Genomic DNA, 25,047 nt, shown 5'->3' with positions numbered 1-25,047 from the left:
ATTGCGGCGGGAATCGCCGGCACCAGCAGTTCGGGCGGTGCCATCAGCGGCAGCGCCATGCTGGGCACCGTTACCTCTCTGCAGGGTAGCGGGGGAGCGGCCGGTCTGGTCTATACGAATTCGGGCGGCAACATCAGCGGCTCGTATTCCGCCGGTACGATCACGGCGCAGAACGGCGGGAATGCCAGCGGCGTGATCGATACACACAGCGGCGGGAATGTTGATCATTCCTACCGTACCGGCCCGGTTGTAACGTCCGGGAGTGGTACTGCTTCTGGCTTTGTCCGGGTCATGTCCAATGGTACGGTTTCAGACAGTCATGCTGAGGGTGCGGTCACAGCGGGGGAAAGCGGAAATGCTTCCGGCTTTGCCGATCAGCTTACGGGGGGAACCATCGGCTCCTCTTATGTTCTCGGTTCCGTTACGGCGGAAGGGAACGGCACAGTTTCAGGTTTTCTCCGGGTCATGTCCAACGGTACAGTTTCCGGCAGCCATGCCGAGGGCACGGTTACGGCGCAGGGCAGTGGGAGCGCCTCCGGTTTTGCCGATCAGCTTACGGGTGGCACAGTCGATTCCTCCTATCATGTCGGTTCTGTTACGGCAAAAGTCAACGGTACCGCTGCGGGCTTTGTTCGGATGATGTCCAACAGCGTGATCACCGGCAGCCATGCCGGGGGTGCGGTTACGGCACAGGGCAGCGGGAATGCCTCCGGCTTTGCTGATACGGTTACAGGCGGCACGCTGGATTCCTCGTACTGCATTGGCCCTGTTCTGGCGTCAAGTGGCGGAACGGCTTCGGGCTTTGTGCGGATGCTGTCGGGCTGGACGAAGTTTGCTGAGAATTTTTCAGCGGGGAATGTTACCGCGCAGAACGGCGGCATTGCCACCGGCTTTGTGGATATCATCGATGGGGTCAAGGTGGAATCCTCCTATCACACCGGCACGGTTTCGGCGTCCGGCAGCAGTATGGCTTCCGGGTTTACCCGGCGGTTGTCGAACTGGGGAGAGATTTCCAACAGCTTTACGGTAGGCACCGCAGCGGCGGAAAACGGCATGTCGGTTGGGTTTGTCGGGGATATCCTGTCTAACAACGGCAGAGTGACAAACTGCTATGCCGCGGTACAGCTGACCGGCAGCGGCGCACGCTGGGGTTTTGCCCCCGTTTCTTCCATAAACGCCGCAAATACCTGCTATTGGGTGCGGCAGTTCGGCGGCTTTAATACAGACGTGGATACTTCGGCGAATGTGGACGGAAAGGTGACCAGCATATCGTTTGATACGCTGAGGCAGCTGCAAACGGTGGCTGGCGGCTGGAATTGGGATTCCGGTGATCTGAGCTGGACAATGACCACCACGCCCGCGCAGACACACCCGATTTCGGATGCACTGAAGAACAAAGCGTATCCGTACCCCCGCATCAAGGGTCTGGAATACTACGGCGACTGGCCGGTTGGCTGACGGGGATTTTGACAGGAGGGCGGCTATGCGTTCCATTCAAAGAAAACTGCATAGTGAGCGCGGCGCCTCATTCTTGATCGCCCTGCTGTTTTTTCTCATTTGCCTGACGATGGGTTCGCTGATTCTGACCGCTGCGACAGCCAACGCCGTCAAGGCCAAGGATCGCTACGAGGATCAGCAGAACTATCTTGCGGCAGCCTCTGCGGCGCGGCTGATCAAAGATACTATCGGGAACTACACCTATACCGAGGGGAAGACCTGGCAATCCTGGCAGACGGGGATCGATCCCGCAACGGGTCTGCCGATAATGGAAAGCGGCTGGAAAAAGATCACACCCTTTCTCTCACCGGACGATGAGGGCGATCTTCTGACCGACGCATATGACGACACGAGAGGGCTGACAGAATACAGCGGCAGCTTTGAGATCAAGGCGGACGAGGGAATGCCGGGCGTTCAAGCGGAATTTGCGATGGAGCAGGGCGGCGATGCAACAATTGTGCTGACTGCCGGGGAGTATTCCATGACGATCTCGTTTACGGCGCGCACGGCACACACAACCGACCACACGACTTATGATTATTATAAAACCTCGTGGAGCAGCGGCGTGATTACAAAGGGGGCGGACTAGATGCGCAGAAAAAGGAGTTCCTCCGGCGAAACGTTGGTAGAAACATTGGCGGCTCTGCTTCTGGTGGTGCTCTCCGGCATGCTGTTTTTGCAGATGACAATGGCCTCCACCCGCATGAGCGCGCAGTCAAAAGAGATGGACGCGCTGTATCAGAAGGTGCTGGCCGCGGCGGAGCAGCAGACCTCTCCGGCCCTTTCCACCGGCAGCATCGACATCGATGGCCGCAGCTATGATGTACGCTATTACTCGTACTCCGGCGCCTCGTCGGGTGAAAAACTGATTTCCTACGCACAGTGTACGGGGGGCGGCGGATGAAGCGGGCGGCGCGCAGGCTGTGCAGCCGTGCCGGAATGACGCTGGTGGAAACGCTGATGGCTGTTCTGATCATCACGCTGCTGACCTCCGTCATTTTCATCGGCAGTCAGGCGGCGGCACGGGTGACCGTGCAGGATACCTTCGCGGCGGAAAGCCAGTCGGTGGCAGACACCATCAACCGTGCGCTTTCGGATGTGCTGCGCTATGCGGAGGATATTACAACAGACAGTGGGGGAAAAGTGACCGCTTATACAAGCAGCGAATATGGAATTAGCGATGGTTCACTGCGGGTCGGTACCGGCGAATTCGGTACACAGGATACAGGGCATATTTATCTGCTTTATGTGGACGGGGACAAGGATGCCAGTATCTCTTTGCTGAGCAATCTGAGCTATTTGGGCCTGATGGTGGTGCCGGCGGATTACACGCCCGGCTCGGGCGCAGATATCAGCGGGTTTGACCTGCGCTATTCTGGTGGCGTCTTTGCGGGAAGCTACCGTCTGTACGATTCCGCGCATCACCTGCTGTCTGATTCCTATGAATTTTCATTTCGGGCCGTGAATGGCTGATGGAGCCGCGGCGGAAAGGAGGACCCTCATGACCTATACGCGTTTGGGAGACCTGCTGCTCTCGGTAGGGCTGATTACGCAGGAGCAACTGGAACACGCGCTGCGCGAGCAGAAAAAAACAAAACACAGGTTGGGCCGGGAGCTGATTGAAGAGCGGGTCATCACGGAGCAGCAGCTGATTGAGGCGCTGCGGGTGCAGCTAGGCGTTGAGTTTGTCGATTTGAGCAGCACCCCGGTTCAGCCGCAGCTGGCGGAGCTTTTGCCGAAGAAGATCGCGCAGAAGTACAGCGTTGTGCCGGTTCGGCTGGAAAAGGACACCCTTTCTATCGCGATGAGCGACCCTATGAATTTTGTGGCGATCGAGGAGGTAAAGGCCTCCACCCGCAAACGCGTCATTCCGATGATCGCGACGGCCAAAGCAATCGACCATGCCATTTCAAAGCTGTACGGCAGCGAGGGCGCGGCGCGCGCGATCGCGGATATGAAACGCGAAATGGGAGAAGGCGCTCCGGTTCGCTTTGCCGATAATTTCACTGCGAGCGTTCTGGGCGAGGAGGAGGATACCGCCTCGGCCCCAACGATCCGCCTGGTCAACTCCATCATTGAGCGCGCGGTGCTGGATACCGCGAGTGACATTCATGTGGAACCGCATGAACGGGAGCTGCTCGTGCGCATGCGGGTGGACGGCGTCATGCGCAGCGTGATGAGTGTTCCAAAGGATTTACAGGGCTCAGTCGTCTCGCGCCTGAAAATCATGGGCGGGATGGACGTGACGGAGCGCCGTATTCCGCAGGACGGCCGTGCGGCGGTTCGGGTACAGCGGCGCGACATCGACATGCGGCTTTCCACACTTCCCACCATCTATGGGGAAAAGGTGGTCATCCGTTTGCTCGACAAGGATTCGCAGCTGCTCAGCAAGGATAAAATCGGCCTGAATCAGGACGAAATGAATCAGTACATGAGCCTGATTTCCCGTCCGTCCGGCATGGTGCTGATCGTCGGCCCTACCGGAAGCGGCAAATCCTCCACCATGTACACCATGATCCGTGAGCTGAATACCGATCAGGTCAATCTGGTCACTCTTGAGGATCCCGTGGAGTACAACATTGAGGGGATCAATCAGGTGCAGATCAACGAAAAAACCGGGCTGACTTTTGCCGGCGGCCTGCGCTCCATTCTGCGCCAGGATCCCGACATCGTCGCGGTCGGTGAAATCCGCGACGGCGAAACGGCTCAGATTGCAATGCGCGCGGCCATTACAGGGCATCTGGTGCTTTCTACCGTACATACGAACGATGCGCTTGCAACTATCGATCGCCTGGTTGACATTGGCGTGGAGCCGTATATCATCTCCGGTGCGCTCAACGGCATCATTTCTCAGCGCCTGGTGCGCCGCATCTGCCCTAACTGCCGGCAGGAATACACCCCGCAGCCCGACGATCTGCTGAGCATCGGGCTCGACCCCTATGGCGGCCATAAGCTGTACCGCGGGGCCGGGTGCCCGTCGTGCTTTGGCACCGGCTACCGGGGGCGTACCGCTGCGTTTGAAATCCTCGTTATCAGCCACGCGCTGCGCATGGCGATTAACCGGGGAGCCAGACGCGAAGAGCTGGAGACCATCGTCGGTACGGAGCGAAATTTTGTTCCCCTTGCGGAGGGCGTGCGCCGTTTGGTGCTTCAGGGGGTTACGACCATTGAGGAGGCCCGGCGTATCGTCGCGGCCGTGGAGGAACTATGAAGATTGAAGAGTTGATCCGGCAGGCCGCCGATGCGAATGCTTCAGACATTCACCTGATCTGCGGCCTGCCGCCCAAATACCGCGTGGCTGGGCGGCTTTTGTCCATGCGGAACGAGGTGCTGACCAGACAGGACTGCGAGGAGCTTGCGCGCGAGCTGGCCGGCACGGACTTTGAACAGCTGTGGGAGGTGGGGGAGTTGGATGCTTCCGCCACCATCGAGGGCGTGCGCGTCCGCATCAACCTGTTCCGCCAGCAGAACTGTCTTTCGGGGGCGCTGCGGCTTTTGAGCGACCGGATTCCGGAGCTCCTCAGCCTGGGGATTCCCCCGATGGTGGAGCGCCTGACCGATTTGCGGCGCGGCATCATTCTGGTGACCGGTGAGACCGGCAGCGGTAAATCCACTACGCTGGCCGCGATGATTAACGAAATCAATCACCGGCAGGCCAGGCACATTATCACGCTGGAAGACCCCATCGAGTACATTTACACGCCCGACCGCTCCATTTTCAATCAGCGGGAGGTTGGCCGGGATACCAAAAGCTACGCCGCCGGTCTGCGCGCCGCGCTGCGCGAGGACCCGGATATCATATTGATCGGCGAAATGCGCGATCTGTTTACCATAGAAACAGCGCTGACCGCCGCGGAGACGGGACATCTGGTGCTGACCACGCTGCATACCGGCAGCGCCGCGGATTCTATCGACCGCATCGTGGGGGTATTCCCCGAAGAGCGGCAGCAGCAAATCCGCATGCAGCTCTCCATGACGCTGCGGGCCGTTCTGGCGCAGCAGCTGCTGCCCAACAAGAGCGAAACCGGCCGCGTATGCGCCTGTGAGCTGATGATAGTCAACAACGCCATCCGCAATCTGATCCGCGAGGGAAAAACCCCACAGATCGCAAACGCCGTCGCCACCTCTGCCCGGGAGGGAGCAATCACGATGGACAACGCTATATTGAAGCTGTACCGCGAAGGCAAGATCAGCGCCGATACGGCAAAGCAGGCGGCGCACGATCTGGATTTTGTGGAGCGAAACCTGCTCCTGTAAGGATTTGGTGTAAACAAAGTTCTCTTCTCCTGTCGAAGGAGTGGAAGAAAACACGGAGCTTCTTAAAGTGCAATCGCGATCCGAATCGATTTGAAAGCAAGGTGATACCCGTTGCAGATCTTCCGATACCAGGCCATTTCTCCGGACGGCAAGAAGCTTTCCGGCATCATAGAGGCGCCGGACGAATACGCCGCAGTCGCAAGGCTTCGGGAGATGGACGCCGCCATTACGAAGATTACCCCGGTCAGAGGGCACAATCAGGCGCATTCGCAGTTCACGACCGGCAAGATCAGTGAACGCGCGCTGTCCATGATGTGTTCGCAGTTTGCGGTCATCCTCGGTTCTGGTATGCCCATTGTGCGGGCGGTAGAGCTGATTGCGGGCCAGACCCAGGATAAAACGCTGAGGCAGATTCTGCAGCAGGCCGCCGGGGATGTGGCGTCGGGCCTGAGCTTGGCGCAGAGCCTGAAAAACCGCGGAAAGAATCTTCCCGTCACCTTTATTGAAATGGTTCGTTCCGGCGAGGAATCCGGTACGCTGGATGTGGCGTTCAAACGGCTGCAGACGTATTACGATAAATCCTTTCAGAGCAAAAGCAAGGTAAAGGCCGCGATGACTTACCCGGTGTTCACGCTGATTGTGGCCGCGATCGTGGTTGTCATCATTATGGTGGTAGCAGTCCCTGCATTTACCGCAAGCTTTTCCTCCATGGGGGTGGAGCTGCCGTGGATCACCCGGGGGCTGATTGCCATCAGCGGATTTTTCACAAAATTCTGGTTGCTGCTTGTGATAGTCATTGGCGGCGGAATTTTTGCATATCAAATGTATGGACGTACAGAGAAGGGCAAGCTGTTTCACGCGCGCGAGCGGCTCAGGCTGCCGGTGCTGGGGAGGATCGGCCTGCTCAAAGCCTCGGCCCAGTTTGCAGGCACGCTTTCTACTTTGCTTTCCGCCGGCCTGCCGGTGCTTCAGGCGGTTTCCGTCACCGCATCCATTCTAGACAACGCGTGGATCGGCGCTAAAATAACCGGCAGACTTTCCGACCTGGAGGAAGGAAAAACGCTGAGCTTTTGTCTCGATTCCGCAGGCGTATTTCCCGATTTGGTCTCTGAGATGGTGCGGATTGGCGAAGAAACCGGTTCGCTTGAGAATACGCTCGATATGGTCGGTGTGTATTACGACAACGAGACGGATTTGGCGTCGCGCAAGGCGCTCAGCCTGCTTGAGCCGATCATTATCTGCATTCTGGCAGTGATCGTCCTGCTGGTTCTGCTTGCCGTTTATCTGCCGATGTTTGCCCTGTATGCCAATATGGGCTGAAAACAGACGGCTGACAATCCTTTCGGTATACCGCCGGTGCTTTTCCATACCGGCTGATACATAAATAAACCAATCGCTCAAATGAGATACCCCGACCCAGCAAGGGCGAAAAAATTGAAGGAGGAAAATTCCTATGAAAAACACATTGCAAACCCTGCAGAAAAAGAGAAAATCAAAAAAAGGCTTTACCCTGATGGAAATGCTGATCGTCGTCGCGATTATTGCAATTTTGGTGGCGATTGCGATTCCGGTGTTTACTGCGCAGTTAGATAAGGCAAAAGAACGGGTGGACGAGGCTAATCTGCGTTCGGCAACTTCGATGGCTATGGTTGATTATTTGACAAAAGAGACTCCCCCAGCCGCTACTGACACAATCACCTATATAGCAATTACAGATAAAAATGCAGGTACTGATCCTGATAAGCATACTATGGAAATTAAAGAAGGAACACTTGATAGCGATTCAGAAGCTTACTATCCTGCACAAAAAAATAGTGGGAAACATATTGAAATTAAAATTGTCGATAGCAAAGTTACGTCTGCAAAATGGGTTAGTAATACCTGATTATTTAATTTAACTTGAATTTAAGTCACGCAAAAACTTGACCGTACTCGATTAAGGTGTGACAACAGTTACCGAAATTTTCACCAAGACAGGAGGAGCCGTCTGTGCTATTATATGAATTGACCCCGGCGCTGACGGCTTACCTGCTGTTTTTAACCGTTGTTCTCGGCACGGTGATGGGCAGCTTTGCCGCATGCACGGCATGGCGCATCGCCGTGGGCGAGGATTTTTTGCGCGGCCGCAGCCATTGTGACGAGTGCGGCCATGTGCTTACCGCAAAAGAGCTGGTGCCGGTCGTTTCGTGGCTGGTACAGCGAGGCAAATGCCGCTGGTGCGGCGCGAAAATTTCCGTCCGATGCCCGGTAACGGAGCTGCTGTGTGCGGCAGCATTTGTGGGCATTGTATTGCGGTATGGCATTACTCTGCAAACCCTGCAACATTTGATTTTGACAGTTTTTCTGCTGATGGTGGCCCTGGTGGATTACGACACCGGTCTGATCCCCAACGGGCTGCTGCTGGTGATTTTGATAGATTGGGCGGTGTTTACCCCGTTCTTAAACGGCGGCGCGTTCCTGCAAAATGTGGGGAGCGGACTTATGAGCGGGTTGGCCGCTTCCGTTCCGCTGCTGCTGCTCACGCTCCTGATGGACCGTGCGCTGCGGCAGGAAAGCATGGGCGGGGGAGATATTAAGTTCTTTTTTGTGGCCGGCCTGTTTTTTCCCATTCAGGGTATTTTGTTTCTGATGCTCGTCTCCAGCGTTCTCGGGCTCCTGTTTGCCGCCCTGACAAAGAAAACTGCCGGAGACCCTGAAAATCCAAAGGCATTCCCGTTCGGCCCGGCGATTGCGGCCGGTGTATATCTTTCTATGCTCGCGGCAGAGACCGCCGTGGAATATTATATAAATTTGTTTCTCTAATTTGATTCTCCGCCGTGCTGCCCAAAGGCAGGCCGGCTGGTGCTGGTCTTCAAATGTAATTTACTGTTTTCAGGGAAGACCAGGATAGAATAGCCCATCGACAGGGGAGGAAAAGCATGACCTATTTGGGACTGGACATCGGTACCGGCGCGGTAAAGCTGGCTGTTGTAAAGGGTTCCGCCGTGCACCGGCTGCACTGCTCCGTCTTAACGGGGGAACTGCCGCGGGAAGGGCAGCGCGTGGCCTGTTCCGATGCTCTGGCAAAGGAGCTGCGCGAACTGGTGCGAAGAGAGAAGATCAGCGTGAAAAACTGCGCGCTGGTACTGCCGCCGAGTGCCGCGTTTGTCCGCCGTGTTACGGTTCCGTCTATGACCGCAAAGCAGCTCAAAGTAAATCTGCCCTATGAATTTCATGATTACATACAGCAGGATAAGGACGAGTATTTTTACGACTACGCGGTGGTCGACACGCTGGAGGAATCCTCCGGCGACGCAAAAAAGCTCGATCTTTTGATTGCGGCCACTCCCAAACGGGTGATTCAGCAGTGGCGCTCCATGCTGCGGCGTGCGGGCCTCAGGCTTGCGGTTGCTGTGCCGGAGTACCTTACCTACCGCAATCTGATCAGCGCGTATGAGAAAGCCCACGAGGACGACCATCCGCGCGAATACTGCATTGCAGATTTGGGGTACCGCTCCATCCGGGTTCACATGTACCGGGGCTGTGTATATGAAACCACCCGTGTGATCGAATACAGCGATGTACCGGTGCGCCAGGTGGCGATGGGCCCGCAGGAAGAGGCGGACAGGCTGTCTGCTCAGGACCGCTACACCCGGATCGCGGTCGAGATTTTGCGCGCGGTAAACTTTTACGGGTTCAACACTCCCGATTCCGACCTGCAGGACATTTATTTCGGCGGTGGACTGGCCTCCTCGCCGGAACTGATGAAGGTTCTGCGGGAGACTCTGCGGCTGAACATTCACTCTGTCGCAGAGCTGGTGCCGAACGACGACGGCGCTCTGGCCGAGCTGTGCCCCGCCGCGGTGGGTGCGGCGCTGGAAATGAACGGGAGGTGATTGCAATTGGGTGAAGGTACGAAAAGCCCCATTAAAACGACCATCAACCTGGCACAGCGGGATTATAGGCTCCGTGGGCTGGGAATTGTGCTCCCGATTGCTGCAGCATCGCTCATAGCGGTTCTGCTGTTCTGTAAATTGGGGATTATCGATCCGCTGGCGGCAGCGGCCCGCGCTGAGACACAGGCCGAACGCCAGGAAGAGCAGGTCAGCCGGCTTAAAGACAAAACCGCGAACTATGAACAGGTACTGGAGCAGTATCAAATTGAAACGCAGACCCAGCCGAGGCTGAGCGGACAGGCTGACCCGATGAAATGCCTGCGGCTGATCGAGGATGAGCTGCTGGCCAATGCGCAGGTTTCTTCTTTTACGATTTCCTCTCCGGTGATCACTGTGAAGCTGTCGGGAGTCACGCTGAATAACATCTCATCGATTTACCAGCGGCTGATGTCGAGCGGGATGGTGGAGAATGTACAGGTGTACACCGCGGCGACCGATGAAAAAAATAAAACGGTTACGGCGGCCATGACGGTTACGCTCGCTGTGGAAGAACCCGCCGCGGCGTCCTCTGGGAAGGGGGCGTCCTCATGAAAAGACCTCTTTCTCAAAGGGAGCGGATTCTGCTGGGTGTTTTGCTGCTTCTGGCGCTTTTCGCCGGGTATTTTAAGCTGTTTCTGGCTCCGATCGAGACACGGCAGGCGGTGGCGCAGGAACGGATCACCCAAGCGCAGGATGCCGAGGTGCAGGAGGCTGCAAAGCTTCAGCAGCTTCAAAAGATGCAGACAGAGCTGCAAAACCTGAAAAACAGCGGGGAATACCTTTCTTCAGAGATTCCGAATTACGACAACATCGACAATGTGATCGTTCAGCTCGATGCGATTTTAAGTGCGGCCGGGGAATATCACCTCACGTTTTCAAATGTCAGTTTTGGGGATGAGATGGTGCTCCGTCCGATTCAGATGACCTTCACCGCCCGCAACTACGCGGCTGCCAAGCAGGTTTTGTCGAATCTGTACGGGTGCCCGTATCGCTGCTCTCTCAGCAAAATAACCGTTTCAACGGATACGGATTCCGGCGGGCAGGGAAGCATCGCCGCGAACAAGGTAACGGTATCGCTCACAACCACATTCTATGAAAAATATAAGGACGAAGCTGCGAAGGCCGCTGCCAAAAAGGCTGTGGAAAACTCCGGCACGGGCAATTCGACCGGAAATTGAACAAAGAAATAAACGGGGGAGCATTGCGGCTCCTCTATGGAAAAGACCGGTCCGGCATTTGCCGGGCCATTTTTTATAATTCATATTTATTTTCATAAAAATGAATCAGGACGGTGTGTCTCCTTTGATTAAGGCAAGGGGGACGCGCCGGTTTTTTCTTTTATAGCAGATTCCTATTAAGGCAACCATGAACAGAGTGAAAACAATTTGAGAACGGGGAAAGAGAAGCTATTTGAGAAAAATCATTTTTTCCCGGTGTCATGCGGTTTTCGCAGGATAACAGGGCAAATCGGCATGAAAAAATTGGGAGTGAAATCGCCCCTTTCTTTTCAGGGTACTTTCAGCTTCCGGGATTATACTGTGGGCACAACAGAGAGATGGCAGCCATCCAAGCACATTCTTCTGTTCCTCTGAAAATGAGAGCATCGCAGAGCTTCCGACGGATTGACGAGAAGGCTTTGCGGACAGCCAACAGAAACCCGAAGCCTTTTTGGAGGTATCTGATATGCCAACGATCGCCTTGATTCCCGCTTATGAACCGACAGAGATTTTGATCGATCTGACCAAACAGCTTTTTGATTCCGGCTTTACAATAGTGGTCGTGGATGACGGAAGCGGCCCCGATTACCGGAAAATTTTCCAGCAATGCCGGCCCTATGCGGCGGTGCTTTCCTACCAACCGAACCGGGGGAAGGGACACGCCCTGAAGACCGGGTACCGGTATATCCGCGAGAATTTCGGCGCGGACAGTGTTGTCGTGACAATGGATTCGGACGGCCAGCACACGGTCGATGATGCGCAGAAAATCGCCAAGCGGGCCGCGGCTGCACCTGGTGCTTTGATACTGGGTGTGCGTGCCTTTGGGCCGGGTACGCCGGTACGCAGCCAGTTCGGCAACACCGTAACAAGGGCGGTATTTACCCTCTCTACCGGTCTGCGGGTGAGCGATACACAAACCGGGCTTCGCAGCTTTACCGTGCGGATGCTTCCATTTTTGTTCGGTGTGCCGGGCAGCCGCTACGAATACGAAATGAATGTCCTTTTACAGTGTGCCCGTCGGAACATCCGCATCCTGGAGGAGCCAATCCAGACGATTTATATGAATGGCAACAAAGGCTCCCATTTTCACACCCTGCGCGATTCGTTCCGTATCTATAAAAACATTCTGCAATTCGCGGCCTCCTCTTTCCTGGCATTCTGCATCGATTACGGTTTGTACAGTGTTTTGGCCGTAGGGCTGGCCGGGCTGGGGACGGACATCAGCGTTCCGGTAGCGAACATAACGGCGCGAACTGTGAGTGCCAGCGCCAACTTTGCCATCAACAAGCGTTTTGTGTTCGGCAATACGGACAGCACGCTGAAAACCGGCACACAGTATTTTCTGCTGGCTGCGGGTATCCTGCTCGGCAATACCGTTTTGCTCAGCTTCCTCGTCAATTCGCTGGGGGTAAACCAGTTTGCCGCAAAGCTGGTAACGGAGCTGACCTTTTTCATCCTGAGCTGGGCAGGGCAAAGGTTCTGGATCTTTCGGCGGCAGAGCGCGCATGCCTGCGACAGGGCAGAAAAATCTCACGATTGAGGAGAAGTTCATGAAGAAACAAGGGGAATTTTTTTGGCCGCTGTGCTACGGCCTTTGCCTGACGGTATTTACCGCTTATGTTTTGCTGGACGCGTTTGTCATCCCGCGCAGCTATGCGGTAACACCCGGCACAACGCAGGGGCTGAGCGCTTCCTCGTCTGCCGGTACAGCGCAGACCACAGAAAGAGAAGATACAGAGAATACGGCATCGGCCACGACGACCGATACCTCGTACAGCGACGGGAAGACCAGCATCGAACTGAAGCAATACCGGCAGGATGATACCACTGTCTATGTCGCAGACATCACGCTTTCGGATGCGGGCGCGTTGAAAACGGCGCTGGCGAACAATACCTACGGCAAGAACATCACGCAGACCACGTCGGATATGGCGGAGGAAACCGACGCCGTTCTGGCCATCAACGGGGATTACTACAGCGCACGCAGCGGCTATGTGATCCGCAACGGCGTACTGTACCGCGACACCTCTTCCGATGCCTCTCAGGAAGATCTGGTGATCTATCAGGACGGCTCCTTTGAGATTGTGACAGAAGGCTCTGTTACGGCGGCACAGCTGCTGGAGAATGGGGCGCAGCAAGTGCTGTCGTTCGGCCCGGCCCTCGTGAAGGACGGAGAGGTTTCCGTGACGCAGGACGAAGAGGTGGGCAAGGCGATGGCCAGCAATCCGCGCACGGCAATCGGCCAGATCGATGACCTTCACTATGTGATGGTCGTAGCCGATGGCCGCACCGAGGAAAGCGCGGGGCTGTCTTTGTATCAGATGGCGGAGTTTATGAAGAGCCTTGGTGTGAAAACGGCATACAATCTCGACGGCGGCGGCTCTGCCACCATGGTGTTGAATGGTAAGGTGATCAACCAACCCACCACCGGCGGGAGCAGGATCAGTGAAAGGAAGGTGAGCGACATTGTCTACATCGGATAAACGGAAAATGGGCAGAACGGTGCGGATGTATGCTGTGCTCACCGCGTTCTGCGCCATATTCGGATTCGTTTACGAGCAGTTCAGTCACGGCGTATTCTCACCCTTTATGGAGTATTTGTTCCTGTTTCCGCTGCTCGGCGGCGCGGTACCGTTTCTGCTGCTGTACCTGCTGCCGGTTTCAAGATTGCCGGGGACTGCATCGCGCTACGCTTATCATTCGGGGCTGGCGGCTCTCACCGTGGGCAGCTGCCTGACCGGCGTGTTTGACATCTATGGAACCACTGCGCCGCTTGTCGGCGTGTATTGGTGGGCAGGGGCCGCGTTTACCGCAGCTGGTGTTCTGCTGTATCTCCTTCCGCGGCGGGTGCGATGACCACCCGCCGGCAAAGGTACAATAAAAGCTTGTAAACAAAAAAGACCTCCGAAGCCCGGCAGGCTTTCGGGGTCTTTTCTGTTTTGACAGGGTTGCGGGAGATGTCTGTGTTCTGCGGTTAAAACAGGTAGATTGAAAACAGAAATCGCCGTTGGTAAAAATGAAATATTTTGTAGTAATTTGTCATTCTGTTCAAATCGCATAGATGCTGGTAACGTTTCAGAGTGTGTGTTTGTGCAAGTTTTAAATCCGGGAAATTCTTTTTGAAATTTGTGAAAACTGACTTTAGTTATTCGTAATATGGATAAAATATAGAGCTATTGCCTATATTTAACGCGAAATTCGTCGCCTTTGAGAGGCGTTTTGGAAGGAAATAGGAAGAGGAATATGACTTTTCGTAGAAGCGAACTTGCAAAAGCGAGCTTGCGTCTATTGACAAATCTTTTTTGGCGGACGTATAATTCAAAACAACATATTCATTTTATTTTGAACAGCTTGCAATGGGGCACGCGAATTTTTATAATTCGTGTGCCCTTTTTGTGATAAAGAAGATCGAAACATTTGTTAGGAGGGTACTATCACATGAAATCGAAGAAGCTAAAACGATTCCTTGCTTTGGTTTTGGCAGCGGTCATGTCGCTGACAGCCTGTTCCGGGTCTTCCGGAACACAAAGCTCCACCGAGTCTGGCAGCGCTTCCGTCCCGGAAAACGCAACATACAGGGAAACGCTGCACATTGCGGTAACACAGCAGGCGCCTTCTTTGGATTTGCATAAGAACAGCTCCCTGATTGCAAGGCAGATTTGTGATGGTACCGTCTGGGAAAAGCTGGTCACACTGAATTCCAAGGCAGAAGCGGTACCGGAGCTCGCAGAAAAGTATGAAGCGACAAACGATGGTAAAACGCTCACCTTTACGCTGAGAAAAGGCGTAAAATTCCATGATGGCAGTGAGATGACAGCTGACGATGTCGTCGCCTCTATGAACCGCTGGATTGAGGGCTTCAGCTCCGCGGGGACGATGGTTGGCGATGCTCGGTTCGTCAAGGTGGATGATTACACCGTCAAGATCGACGGCAAAGCCTCGCTGATCCTGCTGCCCGCCATGATCGCGGGCGCCGCACAGCCGGCCTCTATTACAACGGCTGCCGCGTGCAAAAACGAAGACACCAACGGATTTTTGAAGGACTACATCGGTACTGGCCCCTATAAATTCTCTGAGTGGAAGCAGGATCAGTACATTAAGCTGGAGCGCTTTGACGACTACGTTGCCTATGGCACGAAGGGAACCGAGATGGACGGCTGGAGCGGCTATAAGGCGGCCCCCACCAAGATCCTCCAGTTTGACCTGGTTGCGGATCAGGCCACAGAGTCCGCCGGTCTGGAAGCCGGTCAGTACGATGTTGTATTCAATGTTTCCTACGATGATTATGCCCGGCTGGAAAGCAATCCGAATCTGACCACGGTCAGCTCGCAGATGGGTACTATCGCGCTGATTCCAAACCACAAGCAGGGCATTGCCTCGAATCAGTATTTCCGCACCGCGGTCAATACCGCTCTTGATTATGATGAGCTTCTGACCGCCTCTTACGGCAAGGCTTACGAGCTTGGCTCTTCTTATATGGATGCCGGCCAGCCGTTCTGGGCATCTGAGGCGGGAAAGGAAAATTACAACCAGAAAGACCTTGAGAAGGCCAAGAAAATTCTTACCGACAATGGCTATAAAGGGGAACCCTTCACCATTCTGGTCGCAACTTTGAACAAGATGGATAACATGGGTATCGCCATCAAATCGCAGCTCGAGAAGATCGGCATTCCTGTAAAGCTTACCGTGGTTGACTGGGCCACCCTGACAGAATACCGCAAGGATCCCACCAAGTTCGATATGTACATTACAACCTTTGCGGAGGTTCCGGTACCGTCGCTGAAGCTGTATTACGGCGCTGCGTATCCCGGCTGGTCCGACGATGCAAAGCTGCAGACCTTATTCAAGGAAATGACCTCCGCTCCCACGCTGGAGGAAGCAAAAACCAAGTGGGATGAGCTGCAGGGGTATTCCTGGGAGTACCTGCCGATCATCTGCCCCGGCCACTACATGGGCATGTTCGCATGGCAGAAAAATGTGACCGGCATCAATATGTACAGCGGCGGGCCGAAATTCTGGAACGCCGGGATTGTGGAGTCTTAAGTCTGAAAGATGGGATTCTGAAATACAGCTGATTTGCTTTGAAAGGAGCTTTGTGAGGAACCCAACCGTTTCTTCCCCCGCCGCAAGGCGGGGGAAGAAACCAACAGACTGTTTTAAAGTAAGGCGATTTTATTCTTAGATTCTCTTGGTTGTGGGGGGAAAGCTGATGCAGAAGTTCATTGTTAGGAGACTGCTGTCTGTGATTCCGGTTCTGTTCGTGGTGTCGGTGGTCATTTTCACACTGCTGAAAATGGTGCCCGGCAGCCCGGCTGCTACCCTGCTGGGCGATTTGGCCACAGCGGACGATATTGCAAAGCTGGAAGAAAAAATGGGCCTGAACCGCCCGTTGGTGGAACAGTATTTCATCTGGATCGGGAATATGTTCCACGGTGATTTCGGGATCAGCACGGCGGGTGGCGAGCCGGTTGCCAGTGTGGTGTTCAGCCACGTGAAGCCGACCATTTCCCTCGCGCTGTACGCGCTCATCATCGCCAGTGTGATCGCGATCCCGATGGGGATGCTGGCGGCGAAAAACAAGGGAACCGGCATAGACCACGGCGTGACGGTTTTGTCCTTGGCGGGCATCTCGCTGCCCAGCTTTTTGTTCGGCCTGTTTTTGATGCTCATCTTCGCCGTGAAGCTGCATTTCTTCCCGGTCTCGGGGTATGTGGAAATCAGCCGGGGGCTTTGGCCGCACATCAAATCGCTGACGCTGCCGGCGGTCGCGCTGGGGTTCATGAACGCGGCATTGATGATGCGCATGACCCGCTCCGCGATGCTGGAGGTTCTGGGCAGCGACTACATCAGAATGGCCAAGGCAAAAGGCGTGCGGAATTTTGTCATCACCACGAAGCATGCGCTGCGCAACTCCCTGGTTACGATCATCACGATGATCGGCCAGAGCGCGGTGCAGATGCTGGCTGGGGCGGCGGTCATCGAAAGCCTGTTCGCCATTCCGGGCCTTGGGCAGCTGATGGTCAATTCCATCGGCCGCCGCGACTACTATGTGATTCAGGCGATCGTGCTTTTGATCGCGCTGTTCAATGTGCTGATTAACATGCTGGTAGATCTGCTGTACGGTGTGGCAGACCCCAGAGTCAGAGCAACCTGAAAGGAGGGTGAATGAGATGCTAGGTACAAACGGTTCGGAGGGCGCCATGACTTATACGGCTGCCCAGAATGACCTGAGCCTGCAGAAGAAAAAGCTGGCGCAGGAGCAGTTCGAAATCCGGCTGAAGAAGTTCACCCATAACCGGGCTTCGGTATTCGGGCTGGCAGTTGTCACCCTTGTGATCGTCCTGGCGGTTTTTGCTCCGCTGATTGCTTTGCATGACCCGCTCGCGATGAATACCGCAGACCGCCTGAAGGGCATCAGCGCCGAGCACTGGTTCGGCACCGACAATATGGGACGCGATGTATTTGCCCGCGTGCTGTACGGCGCCCGGATTTCTCTCACCGTCGGCTTTACAGTCGGCCTTGTTTCGGGCTTCCTTGGGCTTGTGATCGGGCTGTATGCCAGCACGAACAAGCTTGCGGACAATATCCTGATGCGTGTCTGCGACGGCCTTAAGGCGATCCCCAGCACGCTTTTGGCGATCACGATGATGGCAGTGCTGGGTGCGGACATTAAGAACGTGATCATCAGCCTGATCGTCGTCAATATTCCGAACATGGCCCGTCTGGCCCGCAGCCAGGCGCTGGTGGTGAAAGAGCAGACGTATATCGAGGCGATGCGGTGTCTCGGTTCTTCTCAGAAACGGATTTTGTGGGCGCACATCGTGCCGAATATCCTCTCGCCGATGATCGTTCAGATGACCTTCGTGTTTGCGAGCGCCATCATCACCGAGGCGGCCCTCAGCTTCCTCGGCGCCGGGGTTCCGGCCCCCGCACCGAGCTGGGGCAATATTTTAAAAGAGGGCAAAGACGTGATCTACACCGCCTGGTGGATGATCCTGTTCCCCGGTGTATTTACCGCGCTGACAGTGCTGGGGCTGAACCTTCTGGGCGACGGCGTGCGCGATCTGATGGACCCGAAAAGCAACTGAATCGAATCCGCGGCGAAGCGGGGAGAAAGCAAAACTCCCATTCGTTGTTTGGCTCAAGAAGCCGTGTGAGAGGAGAGACCGGCAGCATGGAAAGAGTATTGCAGATAGAAAATTTATGTACCGAATTCAAAACGGAGCGCGGTATGCTCAAAGCGGTGGACGGCGTCAGCTTTGAGGTGCGCGAGGGCGAAATGCTCGGCATCGTCGGGGAATCCGGATGCGGAAAAAGCGTCACCTCCCAGTCGATTCTGCGGCTGTACGACGAAAAGTCGTTCGTGCGCTACACCGGCGACGTCCGGTTCCACGACGAAAGTTTGCTCGCGCTTTCTGAAAAACAAATGGAAAGCGTGCGCGGCGCCAAGATTTCGATGGTATTTCAGGATGCGCTCAGCTCCCTGAATCCGGTATTTACAGTGGGAGATCAGATCATGGAAGCGATTCTGATCCACCAGAAAAGAACCAAGGCCGAAGCAAAGGAGCAGGCGATCGAAATGCTGAATCTGGTCGGTATCCCCGACCCGGGCCGGCGGTTCCACCAGTATCCATTCGAGCTTTCGGGCGGCATGCGGCAGAGGGTGATGATCGCGGTCGCGCTGGCCTGCCACCCGCAGCTTTTGATCGCCGACGAGCCCACCACCGCGCTGGATGTGACGATTCAGGCACAGATCATGGATTTGATCGTGGATATGAACAAGCGCCTCGGCATGGCGGTGATGCTCATCACGCATGATCTGGCGGTTGTGGCTGAAACGTGCGACCGGTTGATCGTGATGTACCTTGGCCAGATCGTGGAAGAGGGACGGGTGGAGGATATTTTTGATCATCCCATGCACCCGTACACGATGGGGCTGATGAATTCCATCCCGAAGCTCGACACCGCGAAGGCGACCCGGCTGTACCAGATCAACGGCACGGTTCCGCTGTTGAACCAGATTCCCGTGGGGTGCCGGTTTGCCCCCCGCTGCCCCTATGCCACCGATCTGTGCCGCGAGGAAATGCCCGAGCTGAGCCAGGTTTCGGAAACACAGGGCGTGCGCTGCCATTACAGAAACGGGCGAAACGGCGGCTTCGTTCAGGAGCGCCTCGAATATGAGGCCGGTTAGGAGGAAACGAGATGACAAATACCGCAAAGGTGGTTTTGCGCGGAACAGGGATTAAAAAATATTTTCCCGTGCGCAGCTCTGTTTTAAATAGAGTAAAGAGGAACGTAAAAGCGGTGGATGGTGTCGATATTTCTCTGTATGAGGGTGAGATTTACGGCCTTGTGGGGGAAACCGGCTGCGGCAAAAGCACGCTGGGCCGCACACTGGCTTACCTGACCGAACCCACCGGCGGCTCGATTGAGGTGCTGGATCAGGATATGACGGCGATGAAGCGCCACCAGCTGATCGAAATGCGCCGCAAAATCCAGATGGTGTTTCAGGACCCGTACACCTCGCTGGACCCCAAGCAGAGAGTGGGCGATATCCTCACGGAGGCGCTGAAGATCCACAACATCGGCACACGCGAATCCCGCATGGATACCGCGGTGGAGATTATGGAGAAGGTGGGCCTGCGGCTCGAGCATTTCTACCGCTATCCCCACGAGTTTTCCGGCGGCCAGCGGCAGAGGGTCGGCCTGGCCAGAGCGCTGATTTTAAACCCGAAGATCATCATCTGCGACGAGCCCGTTTCAGCGCTGGATGTATCGATTCAGGCGCAGATCATCAATCTGCTGCAGGATCTGCGGGAAAAAGAGCAAATCTCCTTTTTGTTCATTGCACATGATATGAGTGTGGTAAAATATGTGTCGGACAGAGTAGGGGTCATGTATCTGGGGCATATGATGGAGGAGGCCGAAACGGAGGAGCTGTTCCGCAATACGCTGCATCCGTATGCGAAGGCGCTGCTTTCCGCTGTTCCGAACCCCTCGCCCCACACGAAAAAAGAGAGAATCGTATTAAAGGGTGATCTTCCGTCCCCCATTAACCTGCCGTCAGGCTGCGTGTTCCATACGCGCTGCCCGTACGCTACCGAGCAGTGCTCGGTGCGTACGCCGCATTTGAAGGAGGTTGTGCCCGGTCACCGGGTAGCCTGCCTGATGTATGAGGAGGGCTGGTCCGGTCAAACCTGAAGGTGGAGGAAAGTCTCCGGCGAAAACGAATGATGACTGGGAGGGTACCAACAGTGCTGACACAAAACGCGCAGGATTTTTTGCAGACTCACAGCGACGAGGCTTATCAGCTGTTAAAGACAATGGCGGCGATTCCATCGCCGTCGAACCATGAGGAACGTCGGATGGAATTTTGCAGGCAATGGCTGGAGTCCTGCGGGGCCAAGGGTGTTTATACCGACAACGCGCTTAATATGGTCTACCCGGTTGGGGTAACGGAAGAAAACCCGGTCGTCGTGTTCTGTGCCCACACCGATGTGGTGTTCCCGGATACCGATCCGCTCCCCGTACGGGAGCATTCGGGCCGGCTCTGGGCGCCCGGCGTGGGTGACGACACGGCAAATCTGGCCGCTTTGATGATCACGGCCAAATATGTTCTGCAGGAGGGCCTTCGCCCGAAAAATGGCGTAGGAGTGCTGTTCGTCTGCAATTCCGGAGAAGAGGGAATGGGAAACCTGAAGGGTTCGCGTAAGCTCTGCAAGGATTATGAGGGACGCATTCAAGCGTTTTGCAGCTTTGACGGAACACTGACGCATGTGGTAAATCGTTCGGTGGGTTCCCAGCGATTCCGGGTTACCGTAACAACACAGGGCGGGCACTCCTATATGGATTTTGGCCGCCCCAACGCAATTGCACAGCTGGCCGCAGTTGTTTCTGACCTGTACGCCGTGGGAATTCCCTCTTACGGGAGAACCACCTGCAACGTTGGCACGATTTCGGGCGGCACCTCTGTCAATACCATTGCGCAGAGCGCTGAGATGCTGTGCGAATACCGGTCTGACGATGCCCGCGGCCTGCAGTATATGCAGGAGCAATATGAAAGGATTTTCTCCGCACACCGGAAAAAAGGAGTGGAGCTTACAGTGGAGGTGGTCGGGAGCCGCCCCAGCGAACAGCTTTCCGCGGCGGCGGCCGCGGAGCGCGACCGCCTGGTGCAAAGGGCTGCCGATATTATCGAGCAGGTGACGGGAAAACGCCCGGGTACGGCGTCCTCCTCCACCGACTGCAACATTCCCCTGTCGCTGGGAATCCCCAGCGTGTGCTTCGGGTCGTACTACGGCGACGGGGCGCATACGCGGGAGGAGTATGTGGAAATCGATTCCCTGCCGCTCGGGTACCGGGTCGTGATGGAAAGTGTGTTGGATTATTTCCTATAGAACCAGGAGATGACATATGAAACAAGAGTTGGATATGCACCGTTATCTTGCAGAAATTGATGAGAAAGCAATGCCGCTCAGAGCGCTGAGCGATCAGATATGGGAGTATGCCGAAACGCAGTTTGAAGAATTCCAATCGGCGGACGCCCTCTGCACCTTCCTCGAAAAGGAGGGCTTTATGGTGGAACGGGGCGCGTTTGATATCAAGACCGCGTTTACCGCTACCTTTGGGTCGGGCAGTCCGAAAATCGGCATTCTGGGCGAATTTGACGCGCTCTCCGGTTTGAACCAAGAGGCGGGGATTGTCCGCAAGGAATCCGATCACCCCGAAGCGAACGGCCACGGCTGCGGGCATAACCTGCTCGGCGTCGGTTCCGTCGCGGCGGCGCTGGCGGTTAAAAAATACCTGGAGGACGGCTTCCCCGGTACGGTTACTTATTTCGGCTGCCCCGGTGAGGAGGGCGGTTCCGGCAAGGCCTACATGGCAAGGGCAGGCGCGTTTTCCGAGCTGGACTGTGCGCTGACCTGGCACCCGTCGAGCCTGAATATGGTGTACCAGAACAGCTCGCTTGCAAACTTTCAGGTGCAGTTTACCTTTCACGGTATCAGCGCACACGCTGCCGGCAGCCCAGAAATGGGCCGCAGCGCGCTCGACGCGCTGGAGCTGATGAATGTCGGCGCGAATTTTCTGCGGGAGCATATGATCGAAAAGGCCCGCATTCATTATGCAGTCACCAATACAGGCGGCTATTCCCCGAACGTGGTGCAGAATCTGGCGAAGGCGATCTATCTCGTTCGCGCACCAAGGCAGGATCAGGCGCTGGAACTTTTGAACCGCGTCAAGAAAATCGCGGAGGGAGCGGCGCTCATGACCGAAACCACCGTGGAGCACCAGATGATCAAGTCCTGCGCCAACATGATCTCGAATCAGGTGCTGGAGCAGGCGATGTTCGATTCCCTCACGGAGATCGGCACGCCGGGCTATACCCCCGAGGAATACGAGCTGACGCAGCGCTATGCCGAAACTGCGCCAAAGGGCGCTGACCGCGGTTATATGGATGCGGTTCAGGAGCGGCTTGACCCCAAGAACAAGCGGTTCCTGCTCGAGAAAAAGGCCGATCCGCTTTACGATTTCATCGTTCCCTACGAGCCGATGCACCTGGTGCGGGTAGAGGCAGGCTCCACCGATGTGGGCGATGTCAGCTGGATGTGCCCGACCGCACAGCTGTATGCCGCCACCTGGGCGCCCGGAACGCCGGGGCATTCGTGGCAGGTGGTTTCCCAGGGGAAATCCTCCCATGCGCATAAGGGGATGCTGCTAGCCGGAAAGGTAATCGCGCTGACCGCCATGCGCCTGATGCAGCAGCCGGAGCTTTTGGAGCAGGCGAAAGAAGAGCACACTCTGGCGCTGCAGGGGCAGACTTATCTTCCAATTCCAGACGAGATTCATCCGGTGCCCCTCAGAACCATGAGCTGATACTGATTTGCGGGTAAAAAGAGAGAACCAGCTTCATTCACAGTTTTCGTATCAGCATAGGGAAAATCAATTGGAAGGAAGAGGGAGAGTGGAAACGATGGAACATATCGTGATTACGATTGCCCGCGGCTTTGGAACGGGCGGCCGTGAAATCGCCGCGCGGCTTGCGGATCGATTGGGAATCCACAGCTATGCCAATCGGATCCTGACGCTCGCGTCCCAATACAGCGGCAGGGATGAACACGACTTTGTAGAGGTGGATGAGCGCCTGCGGGACGGGTACCTGCGCCAGCAATTGATGTCGCTGCAAAAACGGCTGACTCCGCTGCCGCATACCAATCCGTTTGAATCCGATGACCGCCTGTTCGAGTTCCAGAAGAAAATCATTCAAGAGCTGGCCCGTACCGAAAGCTGTGTCATCGTGGGTAAATGTGCCGATTATGTGCTGCAGGATTTTGACAACGTGCTGAGCGTATACGTAGAGGCCCGCAGGGTCTTTTGTGTAGACCGCGTGATGAAAACCATGAATGTTTCGGAGAGTGAGGCGCACAGCCTGATTGCCAAAACGGACAAATACCGCGCCGAATACTATAAATATTACACTGGCGGCAACTATTGGACGAATCCGGTCAATTATGATATGACGCTGAACAGCGGCCGGTGGAGCATTGACCAATGCGTTGATTTGATCGTGCAGGCGCTGCAGATCAAGTTTGGCGACGACTGTAAAAAAGCTTTTCCCTTCATTTAAATATCCTAACAGGCAAAACGCGGAAGACGATTCGTTTTCCGCGTTTTGCCGTCGGGAGAGCTGCGCAGCAGTAAAATGGGTTTATCACTTTGCTTCCGTGTTCCCAGTACCTGCAAGGCTTAGCCATGGATAAAACGAATTTCCTTTTGTTTGCCGCCTGTTAAACATGGTGTTCGGTGGTCTGGCCCGCCTATATCAAGAAGTATGAAATATTCGGGGGATGCTCTATATCGGTTTTGAGCCAAAGGCTCTCTGTGGTGCTTGACATTGTACGTAGTATTTGATACGCTTGTTGTTAGAAAAGACTAACTGTGTAATAGGCAGGCCGTTTCTATTCCTGACGCGCGGCGCGAGAGAATGGAACGTCTGCTGCATAGGAAGAAATGGAGGGGACTGTATGCGCACATTGGAGGAATATGATCTGGTTGCTCCCGAATCTTTGTCGGTAACGTACCAGCCCGATTGTACGGTGTACCACATGGCAAACATCAGCGGCGAGGGGACAATGACCAGCTTTGAGGTGTTCGACGGGGTCGAGCTGGTATATAACGATTTTCGTTCCGCTTATTGTGTTTCCGGCAAAGGCACGCCGGCCGATGTGATGGAGATTAACCACTGCCGTATGGGCCGCTTTGAATGTGATTTTTTAAACGGCACCTGTGTTTATCTGGAAGAGGGCGACCTTGCGGTGAATATGGTGGCCAACCAGACAAAAAACCCCTGCTTCCCTCTGGAATATTACAATGGGGTTTCGGTCATGATCGACCTAGCGCGGGCCGAACATTCCCTTTCGGGCGTCCTGAAAGACATCTCGATCGACCTCTACGCACTGCGGGAAAAGCTCTGCGCAGGCAACCACTGCTTTGTCATGCGCGCAACCGATTCCATTCAACATATTTTCTCGGAGCTTTACACAGTACCGAATCAGGTAAAATTCGGTTACTTTAAGCTCAAGGTGCTGGAGCTTCTGCTGTTCCTCAGCGTCATCAATCCCGACGAGCATTTGGCGGCTCCGCGCTATTTCCAGAAGAATCAGGTGGAGTGTGTCAAGCGGATGAAGAACTATATGGTGTGCCACCCGGACTGCCACTTTACACTGCAGGAGCTGTCGGAGCGCTTTGATCTGCCGATGACCACCATGAAGCAGTGCTTTAAGGGGGTCTACGGTACCTCTGTCTATGCGTATATGCGTTCTTACCGCATGCAGCGGGCCGCTGTGCTGTTGTGCCAGGGCAATGAGAGCGTTTCTTCCGTCGCGTGGAAGCTGGGGTATGTCAACGCGAGCAAATTTGCGTCTGCGTTTAAACAGGTGATGGGCCTTTCGCCGATGGAATACCGAAAAAGGCATCGCCTGAATGGAGCGGAAATTGTCTGTGCGGAGTAGAAGCGCCCGCCGCTTCGGGAGTATAATCATTTTCTGAAAACAGGACAGAGCGTGCGCTGGGAGGCGCTGTTCTTTGGGTTAATTGTTAGTGAGAACTAACTTGGCTTCCCCGCAGGGCGGACGCTTTAGCCGAGCCTGAAACACAAATGATTC

General features: G+C 55.2%; 24 protein-coding genes. All 24 read left to right on the top strand.

What is annotated here, in order from left to right; genetic code table 11:
- Positions 1–1,458, top strand: a 1,458-nt coding sequence (locus tag TY09_RS18510) for a hypothetical protein (protein ID WP_042430750.1), incomplete at its 5' end; no start/stop codon positions are given.
- A gap of 25 nt (positions 1,459–1,483) precedes the next feature.
- Entirely contained in the window at positions 1,484–2,086 is a 603-nt protein-coding gene (locus tag TY09_RS02270; protein ID WP_042430749.1) for a hypothetical protein, read from the top strand.
- Positions 2,087–2,401 (top strand): hypothetical protein, encoded by a 315-nt coding sequence (locus tag TY09_RS02265; protein ID WP_042430748.1) that lies wholly within the window; start codon positions 2,087–2,089, stop codon positions 2,399–2,401.
- On the top strand, positions 2,398–2,970 hold the full coding sequence (locus TY09_RS02260; protein WP_042430746.1) for a type II secretion system protein: 573 nt from the start codon (positions 2,398–2,400) through the stop codon (positions 2,968–2,970). Before TY09_RS02265 ends, TY09_RS02260 begins: the two co-directional genes overlap by 4 nt.
- 28 nt (positions 2,971–2,998) lie before the next feature.
- The gene (locus TY09_RS02255) at positions 2,999–4,708 is read left to right on the top strand and encodes a GspE/PulE family protein (RefSeq protein ID WP_009065671.1); all 1,710 of its coding nucleotides are present in this window, start codon (positions 2,999–3,001) and stop codon (positions 4,706–4,708) included.
- Positions 4,705–5,754: a type IV pilus twitching motility protein PilT gene (locus TY09_RS02250; RefSeq protein ID WP_042430741.1), complete on the top strand. Its 1,050-nt coding sequence runs from the start codon at positions 4,705–4,707 to the stop codon at positions 5,752–5,754. Before TY09_RS02255 ends, TY09_RS02250 begins: the two co-directional genes overlap by 4 nt.
- A 111-nt stretch (positions 5,755–5,865) precedes the next feature.
- Positions 5,866–7,074, top strand: coding sequence for a type II secretion system F family protein (locus TY09_RS02245; RefSeq protein ID WP_042430738.1), 1,209 nt, complete (start codon positions 5,866–5,868; stop codon positions 7,072–7,074).
- 133 nt (positions 7,075–7,207) lie between these two features.
- Positions 7,208–7,639 carry a prepilin-type N-terminal cleavage/methylation domain-containing protein gene (locus TY09_RS18910; protein WP_052335539.1) on the top strand — a complete coding sequence of 144 codons (432 nt, stop codon included), beginning with the start codon at positions 7,208–7,210 and terminating at the stop codon, positions 7,637–7,639.
- Positions 7,640–7,743: 104 nt separating this feature from the next.
- Positions 7,744–8,556, top strand: a complete 813-nt coding sequence (locus TY09_RS02235) for a prepilin peptidase (protein ID WP_042430734.1) — start codon at positions 7,744–7,746, stop codon at positions 8,554–8,556.
- 116 nt (positions 8,557–8,672) lie between these two features.
- Positions 8,673–9,629, top strand: a complete 957-nt coding sequence (pilM, locus tag TY09_RS02230) for a type IV pilus biogenesis protein PilM (RefSeq protein ID WP_042430727.1) — start codon at positions 8,673–8,675, stop codon at positions 9,627–9,629.
- 6 nt (positions 9,630–9,635) lie between these two features.
- The gene (locus TY09_RS02225; protein WP_009065653.1) at positions 9,636–10,220 is read left to right on the top strand and encodes a hypothetical protein; all 585 of its coding nucleotides are present in this window, start codon (positions 9,636–9,638) and stop codon (positions 10,218–10,220) included.
- On the top strand, positions 10,217–10,846 hold the full coding sequence (locus TY09_RS02220; RefSeq protein WP_042430725.1) for a hypothetical protein: 630 nt from the start codon (positions 10,217–10,219) through the stop codon (positions 10,844–10,846). The genes TY09_RS02225 and TY09_RS02220 overlap by 4 nt, the downstream gene beginning before the upstream one ends.
- A 505-nt stretch (positions 10,847–11,351) precedes the next feature.
- Positions 11,352–12,425 (top strand): bifunctional glycosyltransferase family 2/GtrA family protein, encoded by a 1,074-nt coding sequence (locus tag TY09_RS02215; protein ID WP_042430722.1) that lies wholly within the window; start codon positions 11,352–11,354, stop codon positions 12,423–12,425.
- A gap of 10 nt (positions 12,426–12,435) precedes the next feature.
- Positions 12,436–13,368, top strand: a complete 933-nt coding sequence (locus TY09_RS02210; protein WP_042430717.1) for a phosphodiester glycosidase family protein — start codon at positions 12,436–12,438, stop codon at positions 13,366–13,368.
- Positions 13,352–13,741, top strand: coding sequence for a hypothetical protein (locus TY09_RS02205; RefSeq protein WP_147584577.1), 390 nt, complete (start codon positions 13,352–13,354; stop codon positions 13,739–13,741). Before TY09_RS02210 ends, TY09_RS02205 begins: the two co-directional genes overlap by 17 nt.
- Before the next feature lie 582 nt (positions 13,742–14,323).
- Positions 14,324–15,928, top strand: coding sequence for an ABC transporter substrate-binding protein (locus TY09_RS02200; RefSeq protein ID WP_042430710.1), 1,605 nt, complete (start codon positions 14,324–14,326; stop codon positions 15,926–15,928).
- Positions 15,929–16,094: 166 nt separating this feature from the next.
- Positions 16,095–17,039 (top strand): ABC transporter permease, encoded by a 945-nt coding sequence (locus TY09_RS02195; RefSeq protein WP_035317181.1) that lies wholly within the window; start codon positions 16,095–16,097, stop codon positions 17,037–17,039.
- Positions 17,040–17,055: 16 nt separating this feature from the next.
- Complete coding sequence (locus TY09_RS02190) at positions 17,056–17,973, top strand: ABC transporter permease (protein ID WP_009065589.1); 918 nt, start codon at positions 17,056–17,058, stop codon at positions 17,971–17,973.
- A gap of 86 nt (positions 17,974–18,059) precedes the next feature.
- Complete coding sequence (locus TY09_RS02185) at positions 18,060–19,076, top strand: ABC transporter ATP-binding protein (protein ID WP_042430707.1); 1,017 nt, start codon at positions 18,060–18,062, stop codon at positions 19,074–19,076.
- A gap of 11 nt (positions 19,077–19,087) precedes the next feature.
- Positions 19,088–20,086, top strand: coding sequence for an ABC transporter ATP-binding protein (locus TY09_RS02180; RefSeq protein ID WP_042430703.1), 999 nt, complete (start codon positions 19,088–19,090; stop codon positions 20,084–20,086).
- Positions 20,087–20,139: 53 nt separating this feature from the next.
- Complete coding sequence (locus tag TY09_RS02175; protein ID WP_081759580.1) at positions 20,140–21,282, top strand: M20/M25/M40 family metallo-hydrolase; 1,143 nt, start codon at positions 20,140–20,142, stop codon at positions 21,280–21,282.
- A 16-nt stretch (positions 21,283–21,298) separates the two neighbouring features.
- Positions 21,299–22,759: a M20 family metallopeptidase gene (locus tag TY09_RS02170; RefSeq protein ID WP_081759579.1), complete on the top strand. Its 1,461-nt coding sequence runs from the start codon at positions 21,299–21,301 to the stop codon at positions 22,757–22,759.
- Between the two features lie 97 nt (positions 22,760–22,856).
- The gene (locus TY09_RS02165; RefSeq protein WP_035317199.1) at positions 22,857–23,510 is read left to right on the top strand and encodes a cytidylate kinase-like family protein; all 654 of its coding nucleotides are present in this window, start codon (positions 22,857–22,859) and stop codon (positions 23,508–23,510) included.
- 397 nt (positions 23,511–23,907) lie between these two features.
- The gene (locus TY09_RS02160; protein WP_052335537.1) at positions 23,908–24,894 is read left to right on the top strand and encodes a helix-turn-helix domain-containing protein; all 987 of its coding nucleotides are present in this window, start codon (positions 23,908–23,910) and stop codon (positions 24,892–24,894) included.
- The last annotated feature ends 153 nt before the right edge of the window (positions 24,895–25,047 follow it).

This window comes from Faecalispora jeddahensis (assembly GCF_000577335.1).
Lineage (GTDB): Bacteria > Bacillota > Clostridia > Oscillospirales > Acutalibacteraceae > Faecalispora > Faecalispora jeddahensis.
The sequence above is the reverse complement of the archived record's forward strand: the minus strand, read 5'-3'. Positions and strand labels throughout refer to the sequence as shown.

Bases quoted from the DNA above. Each gene is read 5' to 3' on its own strand.
- TY09_RS02270 (WP_042430749.1), top strand. From the start codon at position 1,484: ATGCGTTCCATTCAAAGAAAACTGCATAGTGAGCGCGGCGCCTCATTC.
- TY09_RS02265 (WP_042430748.1), top strand. From the start codon at position 2,087: ATGCGCAGAAAAAGGAGTTCCTCCGGCGAAACGTTGGTAGAAACATTG.
- TY09_RS02260 (WP_042430746.1), top strand. From the start codon at position 2,398: ATGAAGCGGGCGGCGCGCAGGCTGTGCAGCCGTGCCGGAATGACGCTG.
- TY09_RS02255 (WP_009065671.1), top strand. From the start codon at position 2,999: ATGACCTATACGCGTTTGGGAGACCTGCTGCTCTCGGTAGGGCTGATT.
- TY09_RS02250 (WP_042430741.1), top strand. From the start codon at position 4,705: ATGAAGATTGAAGAGTTGATCCGGCAGGCCGCCGATGCGAATGCTTCA.
- TY09_RS18910 (WP_052335539.1), top strand. From the start codon at position 7,208: ATGAAAAACACATTGCAAACCCTGCAGAAAAAGAGAAAATCAAAAAAA.
- pilM (WP_042430727.1), top strand. From the start codon at position 8,673: ATGACCTATTTGGGACTGGACATCGGTACCGGCGCGGTAAAGCTGGCT.
- TY09_RS02220 (WP_042430725.1), top strand. From the start codon at position 10,217: ATGAAAAGACCTCTTTCTCAAAGGGAGCGGATTCTGCTGGGTGTTTTG.
- TY09_RS02215 (WP_042430722.1), top strand. From the start codon at position 11,352: ATGCCAACGATCGCCTTGATTCCCGCTTATGAACCGACAGAGATTTTG.
- TY09_RS02210 (WP_042430717.1), top strand. From the start codon at position 12,436: ATGAAGAAACAAGGGGAATTTTTTTGGCCGCTGTGCTACGGCCTTTGC.
- TY09_RS02200 (WP_042430710.1), top strand. From the start codon at position 14,324: ATGAAATCGAAGAAGCTAAAACGATTCCTTGCTTTGGTTTTGGCAGCG.
- TY09_RS02195 (WP_035317181.1), top strand. From the start codon at position 16,095: ATGCAGAAGTTCATTGTTAGGAGACTGCTGTCTGTGATTCCGGTTCTG.
- TY09_RS02190 (WP_009065589.1), top strand. From the start codon at position 17,056: ATGCTAGGTACAAACGGTTCGGAGGGCGCCATGACTTATACGGCTGCC.
- TY09_RS02185 (WP_042430707.1), top strand. From the start codon at position 18,060: ATGGAAAGAGTATTGCAGATAGAAAATTTATGTACCGAATTCAAAACG.
- TY09_RS02180 (WP_042430703.1), top strand. From the start codon at position 19,088: ATGACAAATACCGCAAAGGTGGTTTTGCGCGGAACAGGGATTAAAAAA.
- TY09_RS02170 (WP_081759579.1), top strand. From the start codon at position 21,299: ATGAAACAAGAGTTGGATATGCACCGTTATCTTGCAGAAATTGATGAG.
- TY09_RS02165 (WP_035317199.1), top strand. From the start codon at position 22,857: ATGGAACATATCGTGATTACGATTGCCCGCGGCTTTGGAACGGGCGGC.
- TY09_RS02160 (WP_052335537.1), top strand. From the start codon at position 23,908: ATGCGCACATTGGAGGAATATGATCTGGTTGCTCCCGAATCTTTGTCG.